Origin of the sequence: Ferruginibacter sp., assembly GCF_014377975.1 — a bacterium.
In the GTDB taxonomy this organism is placed as follows: Bacteria; Bacteroidota; Bacteroidia; order Chitinophagales; family Chitinophagaceae; genus Ferruginibacter.
Genome location: NZ_JACMOO010000378.1, coordinates 1 through 13,131 on the forward strand (window position 1 = coordinate 1; position 13,131 = coordinate 13,131).

Annotated in this window: 10 protein-coding genes; all 10 read right to left on the bottom strand. The window is 38.4% G+C overall.

What is annotated here, in order from left to right; all coding sequences use genetic code 11:
* Nucleotides 1–501 (bottom strand): hypothetical protein (locus H7254_RS18455; protein WP_301934373.1); only part of this gene is annotated, 501 nt, incomplete at its 3' end.
* Between the two features lie 243 nt (nt 502–744).
* Complete coding sequence (locus tag H7254_RS18460) at nt 745–1,752, bottom strand: YncE family protein (protein ID WP_301934374.1); 1,008 nt, start codon at nt 1,750–1,752, stop codon at nt 745–747.
* Nucleotides 1,753–1,804: 52 nt separating this feature from the next.
* Complete coding sequence (locus H7254_RS18465) at nt 1,805–2,770, bottom strand: DUF1259 domain-containing protein (protein WP_301934375.1); 966 nt, start codon at nt 2,768–2,770, stop codon at nt 1,805–1,807.
* A 10-nt stretch (nt 2,771–2,780) separates the two neighbouring features.
* A complete protein-coding gene (locus H7254_RS18470) occupies nt 2,781–5,147 on the bottom strand; it encodes a TonB-dependent receptor (protein ID WP_301934376.1) in 2,367 nt (788 codons plus the stop codon).
* Nucleotides 5,148–5,216: 69 nt separating this feature from the next.
* A complete protein-coding gene (locus tag H7254_RS18475) occupies nt 5,217–6,338 on the bottom strand; it encodes an efflux RND transporter periplasmic adaptor subunit (protein ID WP_301934377.1) in 1,122 nt (373 codons plus the stop codon).
* The gene (locus H7254_RS18480; protein ID WP_301934378.1) at nt 6,313–9,468 is read right to left on the bottom strand and encodes an efflux RND transporter permease subunit; all 3,156 of its coding nucleotides are present in this window, start codon (nt 9,466–9,468) and stop codon (nt 6,313–6,315) included. The genes H7254_RS18475 and H7254_RS18480 overlap by 26 nt, the downstream gene beginning before the upstream one ends.
* A gap of 4 nt (nt 9,469–9,472) precedes the next feature.
* Complete coding sequence (locus H7254_RS18485; RefSeq protein ID WP_301934379.1) at nt 9,473–10,825, bottom strand: TolC family protein; 1,353 nt, start codon at nt 10,823–10,825, stop codon at nt 9,473–9,475.
* Nucleotides 10,826–10,885: 60 nt separating this feature from the next.
* Nucleotides 10,886–12,157 (bottom strand): HAMP domain-containing sensor histidine kinase, encoded by a 1,272-nt coding sequence (locus H7254_RS18490; RefSeq protein ID WP_301934380.1) that lies wholly within the window; start codon nt 12,155–12,157, stop codon nt 10,886–10,888.
* Nucleotides 12,154–12,828, bottom strand: coding sequence for a response regulator transcription factor (locus H7254_RS18495; protein WP_301934381.1), 675 nt, complete (start codon nt 12,826–12,828; stop codon nt 12,154–12,156). The genes H7254_RS18490 and H7254_RS18495 overlap by 4 nt, the downstream gene beginning before the upstream one ends.
* Nucleotides 12,829–12,938: 110 nt before the next feature.
* The coding region (locus H7254_RS18500) for a JAB domain-containing protein (RefSeq protein ID WP_301934382.1) at nt 12,939–13,131 on the bottom strand (193 nt) is incomplete at its 5' end.

Here is a 13,131-nt window from a genome sequence, read left to right on the forward strand (position 1 = left end):
AAATGATTTAGCAATGCTTTCATAAAAAAACCTGGTGTCTTTGCCACTCAGTTTCCAATTCTCATAATCTTTTTTCAGTTTGCTGTTTCTAAAAACATTCTTTTCAAACCAAACTTCATCAATTACAAACCACTCATAAATATTGGTAACAACCAGGTATTTTATGTCTGTATTGTTATGGTCAACCCTTTCCCGTAAATAATATAAAAGCAACTCCTGTATAGCCTTTGTATTTGGCTTGGCTACTGTCATCATCTCTGCCTTATTGGAAGGCTTTTTTACTTCGAGGATTACACCTTCAGGATCTTTGGTTGTTTTACCGGTATGTATCACCAAATCATTTCTGTCTTTGGTATTTATTTCAAACTGGTCTTTGTACCAGGTATCTTTTAAAAAATCGGCTATTACATTTTTCAGGTGTTCTTCGCTTTCCTGTTCGTTGATACGGCTAATTAATTTTTGCAGGTTCTTCTTAAACAGCTCAATGTGATTACGGCACACCTTTTCCTTCAGGTAGGCTTTATTAAGGGGCTTTAATGGGCTTGATTAATTCCAGTTTCATGTATCGTTCTCCCGGTGTTAGTTATTGGTTATGGCGGCTACTAAAGGAGTTAGTGTAAATATAGCTTATACATGCCAATTTCAACGACTTGCAGCGGTCTGGCGGCATAAAAAAGGGGTTGTAAAAGCCCCCGATATGAAAAGAAGATAGCCGAATCAGTATTGATGTTTCCAAATACCAACTCAATTTTTTATACCATAAACCAATAATGCTGCACCGCTGCTAAAACTCTTTGGCGAGGCTACTATTAAACGGTTTGATTGGGGAATAAAGAGTGAGGTTCTTGCTCTTGACCGAGAAGGTATCTTTTCAATTAATGTATACCTATTGGCAGTTTCCTGTTTAAAAATATCAATGTAGCCACCACCACAACTTAAATAGGTACTACCGTTATTTGGGTTGTAAAAAATGTCATCCACATCACTATCGGTATCAATAGCTGTAATTAGTTTTCCTGTTTCAGCATCCAGCACCAGTAGTTTTGCCGGGTGCCTGCAACCAATAAATAAGCGATGATTGGCAGCATCCAATGCCATTGGGAAATTTGATTTGGCGGCGGTCAGTTTCCATCTATCAATTACTATTTGCTTATCCCAATCAATAATTTCTACCTGTTGTTTGTCGGGAACATTTACATAGATTTTCTTTGCTGCGATATCCAATTGAAAAGATTCGGGATGTCCCTGTAGTTTTATATCTGCCACCTGTTTAAAAGTATTGGCATCAATGATAGCAATCCCTCCGTTGCCATAGCCCACATAAACCTTTTTGTTTATTGAATCGTAGCGAACATTATCTGCATCACCCGGCAATTGTATAGCTGTTATTTTTTGAAAAGTATTTGCATTAAAAACATCACACACGCCATTACCACCATTTGTAACAAAAATTGTATTGCTTTCCTGAATAAAAACAATACCCTGTGGTTCACTTAAATTTTGAAAACTGTGAATGGATTTATTATTTTTTAAATCAACCACTTCTATAGAGTTATTGCCTAAAGCGGCAACAAATATGCGCTGAGAAACAGGATCAAATGCAAGATGATCTATTCGTCCACTAACAGCAGGCAAAGCAATGGTGCTAATCAATGGCAGGGTTTTACTTTGTGTGGAAGGCTGTGCATTGCAGCCCTGCAGGCAAAAAGAAAACAGCGTGATGGCAATGGAATATATATTTAATTGATTCATTTTCTTTTTTAAAACTGCTCTTTAAAAACTGTAACGAAAAAATATAGGCGTTTTAATGAGCCATTCCTTTTCCCGTTTTATCCAACGCAGCCCTTAATCCTTTAGCCAGTTTTTCAGCCTGGCCAACACCCCAATAATGCAGGAAGAAAATTTTAGGTTCTTCATGTACCATATGATTATGAACTGCTACCACCTCAATTCCATTTTCAATAAGTGTTTTAATAACAGGCTGTACTTCATCCATCAGCATGGTGAAATCTCCTGCTACTGCTGCTTTTTCCGGTGTTCCCTGCCATGCCGCCCATGTATTGAATCCCATAAAAGTGCTGATAGGTACGCCATGCTCTCTAAGCATTACATCGGGCCTGCCAATAGTGTATTTGTACACGCCCTTGCTCATTTCTCCTTTATGGCCCATCAAAGAATCCAGCATAGGGATATTTAAGGTATTTACAACACTGTCTCCTTTGGCTGCTTTGGGATCTCCGCCTCTTACCTCACTTACCTTGTCTAAAATGGCTTTTGCACTAGCTGCAAGTGTTGCGGCATTACCAAAGCCATCTATGTGCATGTACATTACATTAGGCCTGTTGCGTACAAAGTGATTGTGAATAGCGGTGATGGAAAGACCCTGCCTGATCACTTCCTGCTGTACCGGCGCTACATCATTTTCAGATAGGATAATATCACCCATCAACATTGCACTATCTCCACAAGGCGTAAATGCAATCCAGGTAGCCAATCCCATTGGCGGAATTATTTTAAATCCATCTACTACTATGTGAAGGTCATTTTGCGGAACAGTGATTTTATATTCACCATTTTTTACAGTGCCCTTCATACCAGTAACCGCAGCAATTTTAGCGGTATCAAGTTTACTGCTTTCGGGTGAACAGGCAATGGTATCTTTTTTGGTTTCAGCTACAACCGGTTGCGTTGCGGTATTGTTGCAAGATACCATTACCATACCTGTAACGATAGAAATACATAACGGGATTTTTCTTATTAACTGTTTCATGTTTTTTGTTTTAATAATCGGTTGAAAATTTATTTTCTAATAATTTCTCTTTAAAAGCTGATTTAAAAAAGTAGGCAAACGTGATGATGAAAGCCCTTGTATCAGCCTTGCCATAACGGTAATTTGAAAACTCTGGCGTGTTGTTGATATAGCCGCTTTTGAATGTATTAAACACATCCGTCACCGTTAATCCAAACCGTGCATTTCCTTTGCCTAATTTTTGTTGAAACCCGAGGTCTACAAAATATTGTGCCATACGTTTTCCCTGTGGTGTTGGAAGTGCTGAATTATAATTGCCTGTTACCTGCAATTTGCCATCATGCCATGGTACAATATTGTTTATCAATTTTGCATACCAACCGAAAGCGGATTGAACTGCATCTGTTGAGACATTTTCTCCGTTTATTTTTTGCTGAAACAGTGAAAGGCTTGCATTAAAGTTGTACCAGCCGGATGGTTTAGCGTTTAATACATTTTCAATTCCGTAAGTTGTTGCACTGCCGATATTCACGGGAAAAGTTAGATTCACTCCGTTTGGTTGCAATTGAGAATATTGCCTGATAGTATTAGTAGCATAACGATAAAAAAGATTCGCCGACAAAGAATAGTCTTCCCATTCCTTGTTATACCCTAATTCTATTGCATGAATGATTTCGGGATTTAAATTCGGATTACCACTATGAGGGTTTAATGAATCCGTTATATCTGTAAATGGGTTCAATTGGCCTAAGCCAGGGCGGTTAATTCTTTTGCCATAACTGATCTTCCAATATTCATCCGCTTTATAATAGTAGACAAGACTTGCCGTAGGGAAGAATTTTAGATAGCTGTTGGTAAACTTCGTGCTGTTGCTTTTTGTGTTTCCGTCATTCAACACCTGCTCTGCTCTTATACCTAAGTCATACTTCCAATTTTGATTATTGCCCTTGCCAAAGCTGGAGCTGTATTGAATATAACCAGCATGTACCTGCTCGGTAAATTTAAAGATATTGCTGGCAGCGGTATTAATTACATACACGTTATTCATTAAATCGGAACTTTGAAAATCGGCATCGATACTGCGATAGATCCCTTTGTAGCCAGTTTCAATTTGTCCATTTTTAGAAATAGGAAATCCGCAGTCTAACTTGGCGGAGGATACATTTCCATTCTCATAATTGTGCGTTTTTTGGTACCACGGATTGCCGGTAAACACATCATACTTATCAAAGGACTGAGATGTAATATCTGTATTCTCTTTATCTCGGTTAATAGACGATGATATATTTGCAGACAATGTCTTTCTTTCATTATTAAATTTCCTGTTATAGTCAAAAGCAAATTCTGCAACTTTTGAACGTTCTATCTCTATGGAATGCCTATTGGTGTTTAAATTTAAATCGTTGTTCTGTTTATATAATGCACTGTTTAAACTTTCATTATTGTCTTGCCCTTCCATATTGCCAATGGCTTCAAAAGAAAAAGTATTCCTGCTGTCAGGGGAAAAATCTGCATTGAACTTCAGGTTTTGCAATTGCTCTAATCTTTTATCTTTCCTGTTTTGATTTAGCAAGTATTCATCTGGTAAATTATAGTTAGTACGGCTTCCGTTAATTTTTCTTGTTCTTCCAGCAAAGCGATTGTCATATCCCAAACCAAGATTCCATTTTTTTGTCTTGTGGTTCACAAGAAGCGAACTGTTTATTCTGCCCCGGCTGCCTAATCCTGCTCCTAATGCCAAAGCTCCATTGGTACCGTTTTGTTTGTTCTTTTTTAATTTAATATTGATGATACCGCTCTCAGCATTTGCATCATATTTAGCGGTGGGGTTGTTGATAATTTCAATGCTCTCAATACTGCTGGCTGCTATTTGATCGAGATTATGTAAATTAGAATTTCTGCCATTGATTAATATTAATGGCTCTTTCCCTCTTAAAGTAATGTCGCCTTCAGCATCTACCGATACGGTAGGAGTATTTTTAAGTAAATCTGTTGCAGTACCACCAAACGAAGTAATATTTGCTGCTGCATTTACAATAAATCCCTGTGGTGTTTTTTCAATTAGTTTTTTTTGAGAAGCAACTGTTACTGTTTGAAGAAAGTTTACATCTTTAGTCAGTACATAAGTTTCAAATTGTATTATACTTGTTAAGGCTGTTATTGAAAATAATTGTGTTGCAGGTTTGTATCCTATCAAGCTGAATTTTATTACGTAGTCTCCAAAATGAACCTTGTCAATTACAAATGACCCTGAAGTATCGGTGGTCCCGTAGTAAACAACTTTTGTTGTGTCAGCCCGTTTAGAAATAGTAACGGTTACAAATTCTAATGGTTGGTCTTTATCCATAACACGACCTTCTATTTTCCCGGTCTTTTGTGCCAATAGAAACTGGCTCATTAGGCACAATGAGAAAAATAAATTTATTTTAATCCGAGTATTACTTTGCCGTTTACTAATCACTGTCTATTACTTTATTATTTTCACTACCAGTTTCGTATCTGCTTTTAATTCTTCATTACCCTTTAACACCAGTGTATCACCTTCATTGAGTTTTCCAAATATCTCTGCTTTATCGGTAGCATTTATTCCCTGGCCCACATCTACCCAACTGGTAATGTTATCCTGCACTTTTATTACAAACTTTTTTTCAAGGGTGGTAACCACTGCTGAAAATGGTACAAAGAAAGATTTCCCTTCCCGTTGAATATTTATTTTGCAATCTGCAAACATGCCAGCTTTGAGGCTGTGATCACTATTGTTAATCACAAATTCCCATACTTCACTCCGGGTGTTTACATCAAGGCTGCCGGATTTACGGGATAGCTTTCCTTCATATTTTTTGCCCGGTATGGCCTTTATGGTAAACTGTACTTTTTCATCTTTTACTTTTGTGCCGGTCATTGCTTCCGGTATGCTAATCCGCAAACGAAGTGAGCTGTTGTCTTCTATTTCAAACAGCGGCATTTCACCCGCCTTGCCTACATAGGCACCTGCATCTACATTCCTTTTTGTGACGGTTCCGGAAAATGGTGCTCTCAAAGTTAAATATCCTGCTGTTTGCTGAACGGAGCTTAATTCTGATTGGGCCGCCTGCAATAAAGCGTCATCTGATGCCACCTGGTTTTTTGCTTTTTCCAGATCAGTCGGCGCAATTACGCCGTCAGATTTTGAAGCCTCAGAAAGTCTTTTAAAAACATCATTACTGCTAATGGATTTTGCTTTTACAGATGCAAGCCGTTGTTTACTCTCTGCAATTTTGGATTGCATTTCCGGCGCATCCAGAATGGCGATTACCTGGCCTTGTTTTACAGCCGAACCAATATCAACGAATATCTTTTTTACATAGCCATTCACTTTACCATATATCTGTACTTTTTCATTAGGCAGTAGTTCACCAGGAAGTGATACCGTTTTATCTAAAGAAGCAGTTTGCAAAATAAATACTGCGGTTGAATCTACTTTTGGTTTAGCAGTATCTTTTGATGATTGCTTGCTTTGTTGATTACAGGCTGCAATGCTGGTAATAAATACTAAGGCTACTATTGTTTTTAATCCTTTCATTTTAGTTGTCATTGTTTTGTTTGTCATAAAACTTGCTTAATTCATCATCCGGGTCAAGAGAAATATTGCCGTATATTTTGTTTCGGGAAACGGCATTATAAATTATGGGTAAAATAAAAAGTGTAGTCAGTAAGGAAAATAATAATCCACCGATTACTGCAATACCCAAGGGAGCAGTTTGTTCTCCACCTTCTCCTATACCAATAGCCATTGGTATCATTCCTGCAATCATGGCAAGACTGGTCATTAATATGGGTCTCAATCTTCTTTGTGCAGCGACTGATCCGATATTTTTTGTGTGGCTGTTCTCCTTTCTGATTGTTTCTGCTTTTGTAATCAGCAGAATGGCATTTGCAACAGCAACACCTATAGCCATAATACAACCCATAAAGGATTGTATGTTCAGCGTTTTTCCCGTTAGAAATAATAACAGGAAAGATCCTGCTACCACAGCCGGAATTGTTGACAGCACAGTAAAAGATAATTTGAACGACTGAAAGTTGGCCGCTAATAATAGAAATATAACAGCAACGGCTAAAAGCAAACCTGTTCCTAATTCTGTTTGTGTTTGATCCAGTATTTCTGATTGCCCACGTACATAAACTTTTACACCTTGTGGTAATGAATCCAATTTGCTGATAGCCGTGTTAACGTCTTTTACTGCTGTGCCTAAATCTTGTTGATGCAGGTTTGCAGAGATGGTAATGAATCGTTGCTGATTCAGCCTGTCATATTCGCCGACTGTAGTTGTTCTTTTCCATGTTGCCACATCTCTTAAAAAAATATTTTTATCTGCTGCTGAAACCGGAATTTGTTCAAGATCTTCAGATGATTTCATTTGATATTCCGGTAACTCTACCTGCACCTGGTAAGCGTTGCCCGCATTTTTATCCAACCAATAGTTCAGCAATATATTCCTGCTGGAAGAGGTTGCTGTTGAAACCGAACGGCTCATTTCATCAACTGTTAATCCTAATTGCCCGGCACGAACCCTGTCATAATCTATTTGCAGAGCTGGGTAATCTAATGGGAGCGTATATTGAACATCCCTCATGTAGGGCAGTGCTTCCATTTGTTTTTTGAGTTTGTCGCCGATTGCCCTGCTTTGCTGTAAATTTTTCCCTTGTACAACAACTTCAATTGGGTTGTTGGTTCCCTGGCTCATTACCTGCTCTACTAAATCGGCAGGCTCAAAGGAAATGAGCATGGTGGGAATTTCCTTTTTTATAGCGGCTCTTAATTGTTCTTTAAAAGCTTCCAGTTTTATACCACTGTTATCAGCCAGTTTAACTTTAAGAATAGCTTCGTGAGGGCCGCCGGTCCAGGTAAAAATTGAATTGATGGCATAGGTGGTTGGTTGAAGTCCTACATAAGCTGAAGTGATGTCAACATTTTCTTTACCTGCTTCTTTTTCAATAATACCCAATACTTTTTTTGTATTGTCTTCGGTACGTTCTATCCTTGTACCCACAGGCATCCTTAGCCTAACCTGCAGTTGACCAGTATTTACTTTTGGAAAAATTTCCTGTCCTAAAAAATGGTAGTTGCTCCAAAGCAATATTCCACATAGCAATAAATAAAAGCCAATGAGCCAGCCACCTGCCTTCGATATTTTATTTTGAAAAGAAGCATAGCGATCAGTCAACCTGGTAAACCATTTCTTTTCTGTAAAATGTGTATTGTTTTTCAACATCCAGTTAGCAATAACCGGTACTACCGTTTGGGAAATTAAAAAAGAAGCAATCATTGCGAAACCTACTGACAAAGACAAAGGCATAAACATTGCCCTTGGAATGCCGGTCATAAATAAAGCCGGAACAAAGACTGCAAGAATGCTCAGTAGAATTAATAGTTTAGGCAAAGCAATTTCTTTGCTTGCATCCGCGATGGCTCTTGCCTTTGATTTACCTTCTTCCAGATGCCGGTGAATATTTTCTATTGTTACCGTTGCTTCATCCACTAATATTCCTATTGCTAAAGCCAATCCGCCAAGGGTCATTATATTAATAGATTGACCTGCTAGATAAAGACAAACTATAGCTGATAGTAATGCCAAGGGGATGGTTATTACAACTATCAATGCACTTCGTCTGTCTGCCAAAAACAACAACACCATTAAGCCGGTTAATAAAGCTCCAAGCCCGCCCTCAAACAAAAGACTTTGCAAAGAGTTGACTACGTATTTAGATTGATCAAACTCGTACGCAACTTTAATATCGTCGGGGATAGCGGCCTGCATATCAGGCAATGCCTTTTTTATATTTTGCACCACATCCCATGTTGATGCATCGGCTCTTTTTGTAACCGGAATATAAATGGAACGCTTGCCATTGATCAATGCATAACCTGAAGTAACATCGGCACCATTTTCCACGGAAGCAACATCACGTACATAAGCGGCAGTACCGCTTTTAGCTGTCAATGGAATACTTTCAAATTCCTTGATGTTATCAATTACTGTATTCTGCGGAGTAATCAAAGCCTGGTCACCAACCCTTAAATTACCTGCCGGTGATATAGTGTTTCCTTTAGCAATGGTTGCCGCCAGTTCATCTGGCGTAATTCCATAACTACGTAACCGTTCAGGATTTGCCCTGATAATAATGGTTCGCTGATTGCCGCCCAATGGTGGCGGAGCAGAAACTCCCTGCAAAGCAGCAAACATGGGCCTTACCTTGAACAAAGCCAAATCCTGAATTTCATTCAACGATTTGGTACTGCTGGTAAACACCAATTGTCCTACTGGTACACTGCCTGCATCATACCGCATGATAAACGGGGGTAATGTACCGGGTGGCATAAAGGAACGGGCACGGGTGGCATAAGTGCCTACTTCGGCCATGGCATTGGCCATATCCGTTCCTTCGTGAAATTGCAGTTTGATTAACGTTACACCTTGTACAGACTTGCTTTCAACATACTTTATTCCTGTTACATACAAAAAGTGATATTCATAATAGGAGGTGATAAAGCCTTCCATCTGCTGGGGCGAAAGTCCTCCATATGTTTGTGCTACATAAATAACCGGGGTTCCTAATTTCGGGAAAATATCCACCGGCATTTTTCTTACGGCCAACCAGGAAAAAAATATTACGCCCATTACTATAACCATTACAGTAACAGGTTTTCTTAATGCCGATATGATTAATTGCTTCATATTGTTACTTAACCTGGTTAATAAATAAATTCAAATCCCCATACACTGCCGCCTTAAACAACAAAGCCTTCCAGAGTTCTGCCTGAGATTTTGTTAATTCAATCTTTGCTTTAAGTAAGCCCGATTGAGTTTGCAATAGTTCTGAATAGTTGACCAGGCCGGTAGTATATCTTATTTGCATAGCATTAAATGCGTATTCTGCAGCATGTACCTGCACCGGTGTTTCTTTAATTACAGCCATTGCGTTGGAGAAGGTTTTTTCTGAAAGCTTGCGCTGTTCTTTTAGTGCAAGGGATATTTGGTTTAATTTTTCCTGGTCAGATTTAATGATCCAATCCTGCTGTTGCAAACGGGTTTTTACTTCTGCATGATTTAACAAGGGAACAGACAACTGCACACCGGCTCCATAATTAAAACGATTGAGGTTAAATCCATCTAATGTTTTCACCGCACCTGTATAATTTACTCCTGAACCTCTTGCATAAGTTGTTCCCCAAACAGATAAATGAGGGGTAGTTAATTTACTGATAGCAATGCGTTTTGTCTGGCCTTCCTCTATGCTCAATCTTGCAGTTTTACCAAAAGGATGCTCGGTAGTATCATTCGTAGTTTCTTCCGGAATTGCACTGTAAAATGAAGTATCCCTGCTAACAATGATTGAATCGCTGGCAACAGATTCCTGTAACGACGAAAGCATATTATCGTATGCGTTTTTTATTTTCAACCACTCAATACGGGTTCTGGAAAGTTCTGACTGTATTAATGCGGTGTCTATTCCCGGCCTTAAACCTGTTACCGCCAATACCTTTACTTGTTTCAATTGCTTTTCCGAAATATGAATATTCTCTTCGTATAGTTTTATTAATTGCTGGTAATAAACAACGTCAATAAACTGGTTGCTTACTTTTACTTTATGATTAAATATTTCCTGGGCGTTTTTAGATTCCAATGTTTTTGATGTAGCAATTGCTGCATTAACCTGTGCTTTACGGTCGCCAAATACACCAGGCTGCCATTGAAACAGTAAGCTTGCAGCAGAGCCAGTTACCGGGCTGTAATCATTTTCAGAAGAAGGTGGCCCACTTATCGGAAGTACAAATTGCGGCTGCCACATGCCACTGATATTGTTATGTGTTGCAAGGTTGGCCTGATATGAAGCATCAAGATGTGGCTTGATCAATTGTTGCTGCAATTTTACGTTTGACCTGGATGCTTCCAGCTCGTACAAGTTTGCTTTTAATTTAGGGTAGTTGCTTTCTGCCAGTTTGAGTATCTCCGGCAATGACAAATGCACAGTGTCCTGCGCTTTGGCTTTGCCCACAAAAAAGCATGCGAATGCTATAAATATCCATCTCATCAATAATGTTTTATTGTATAAAAACAAATGTAGCAAGTGATTTAGGATAAATTTTGGAGACTACATTCCTCCGAAATTTATTATTACGTAGTGAATGCCGTTTTTGTAATTGTAATGCAAACCCATTTTATAAATCTGGGTAATTTGCCTTACTAATGAAAGACCCAATCCGGTAGTTTTTGATTCTATATTGCCTTTTCTGAATCGCTCAAATAGCTGCTCCGGTTCTTCTACAATTGTATCTCCAGAATTTTCAATTGAAAATTCATTATCGCTTAAGGAAACTTTAATAAACCCTGATGCGATGTTATGAACCACAGCATTTTTTATAACATTACTGAATAGGATTTCTGTCAAGGCCGGATTGGCTGTAATGAATATATCGGGGATAATTGATTTACGAAGTGAAGGGAAATCGTTATAATGATCCTGGTAAGTTGTCAGTATTCTTTCCACCAACGCTGAAACATTAATCTGCTCCTGGTTAGGAAACTGGTTGTTATCAATTTTAGCGAGCAGCAGAAGACTTTTATTCATCTGGCTCAGCCTGTCATTTGCTTCTGTGATATCGCCAAGTAGGGCAGCCGATTTTTCTGTAAGACCGGGTTCATTAATCAGCAAGTCTAATTTGGAACGGATGATGGCAAGTGGCGTTTGTATTTCGTGTGATGCATTCTCTACAAAATATTTTTGATTGCTGTATGCGGTGTTAACCTTAACAATCATATTGGTAAGCTCATCATTTAACTGGTTAAACTCTGCAATGCCGGTCTGCGGTTCTAACTGAACGGTTTGATTATTTACCACATCATATTCACCGGCCTTTTTTAAAGTGCGATGGAAAGGACGCCACAATTGGCGGGAGCTTCTTCTGTTTATGACAACAATTGCAATTAACAATAACAAAAAAACAAGCGCCTCTGTCGTAAATACCTTTATTGTTAAGTGCAAAAATTCTTTGGAAGAAACGAAAGTGGTGAGTTGATAATTTTCGTTGTTAAATTGATATTCCTTTGTGAGCGCTTTAAAATTTAATCTTTCTGAATTGCCTGTAATTAAAAGACTGGTATCTCTTGGTTCATTCAATATTTTAGCAGGCAACAGGCTATTCTTTTGGATGACATATTCTCCGGGAATCTGCATTGTCATAGTTGCAGGTTGCGATATAAATGCGTTCCAAACATTTTGTTGTTTTAGGGCCAGTTGCCTTTCCTGCGTGTGGTGCGAATGCATATTGAGCATTACAAAAAATAACAAAGAACCCAGCAATAAGACTACGGGCAGCCATATCAACAGGTAACGTGTATTCTTTTGTTCTAAGGTTTTAATCATACTGATAATTTATAACCCAGGCCATATACTGTTTGCAACAAATCGTCGCCACCTTTGTCTTTCAGTTTTCTTTTCAGGTTTTTAATGTGCGAATACACGAAATCGAATGAAGCAAGATTGTCCGTTTGTTCGCCGTAAATATGTTCTGCAATGGCCTGCCTGCTTACAACTCTATTTTTATTGGTGAGAAGAAATAACAATAGTTCATATTCATTTTTTGTGAGCAACAAAGATTGCCCTGAATAGGTAACCGTTTTTAACAAGAGGTCAAGTTTCAATTGATTGAATTCAATTACGTTTGAATTGGACGCATATTTCCTTCGCAGTAGTGCTTTAACCCTTGAATATAATTCTGATAAATGAAATGGTTTCGTGAGATAATCATCTGCACCTAAATCTAACCCGGCAATTTTATCGTCTAAAGAATTTCTGGCAGAAATAATAATAACGCCATCTGCCTTTTTATTTTTTCTCAAATACTCCAATAATTGCAGGCCGCTACCTCCCGGCAAATTGATATCAAGTATAATGCAGTCGTATTGAAAATCGGTAGCCTTCTGAATCCCCTCCAGGTATGTACTGGCTGCCTCACACAGGAAGTCCTCTTGAGTAAAGTAATCTGTTATGCTCCGGAGTAAGCTATCTTCGTCTTCTATTATCAGTAGCTTCATCTTGCTAATTTTAAGCTAAGCTAAGGTTAGATTTTGGAGAAATTTTGGTGAATCGCTATTATAACCACTTCAGACAGATATAATCATCCATTTTCTGAATAAAAAAGGAGCTATAAAAGCCCCTCATCAGCAAAACTGTAATACCCTTCCCTGGTAACGATGATGTGATCTATCACTTTTATATCAAGATACATTCCACCAGTTGCAATCTTCTTTGTCAGTTCTTCATCTGCTCTGCTTGGTTTAAGGTTGCCAGATGGGTGGTTGTGGCTTAAAATAATATTACAGGCATTCGCTTTTAAA

Excerpts from the sequence above, each read along its gene's own strand:
- H7254_RS18460 (WP_301934374.1), bottom strand. The coding sequence starts at position 1,752 with ATGAATCAATTAAATATATATTCCATTGCCATCACGCTGTTTTCTTTT.
- H7254_RS18465 (WP_301934375.1), bottom strand. The coding sequence starts at position 2,770 with ATGAAACAGTTAATAAGAAAAATCCCGTTATGTATTTCTATCGTTACA.
- H7254_RS18470 (WP_301934376.1), bottom strand. The coding sequence starts at position 5,147 with ATGAGCCAGTTTCTATTGGCACAAAAGACCGGGAAAATAGAAGGTCGT.
- H7254_RS18475 (WP_301934377.1), bottom strand. The coding sequence starts at position 6,338 with ATGACAAACAAAACAATGACAACTAAAATGAAAGGATTAAAAACAATA.
- H7254_RS18480 (WP_301934378.1), bottom strand. The coding sequence starts at position 9,468 with ATGAAGCAATTAATCATATCGGCATTAAGAAAACCTGTTACTGTAATG.
- H7254_RS18485 (WP_301934379.1), bottom strand. The coding sequence starts at position 10,825 with ATGAGATGGATATTTATAGCATTCGCATGCTTTTTTGTGGGCAAAGCC.
- H7254_RS18490 (WP_301934380.1), bottom strand. The coding sequence starts at position 12,157 with ATGATTAAAACCTTAGAACAAAAGAATACACGTTACCTGTTGATATGG.
- H7254_RS18495 (WP_301934381.1), bottom strand. The coding sequence starts at position 12,828 with ATGAAGCTACTGATAATAGAAGACGAAGATAGCTTACTCCGGAGCATA.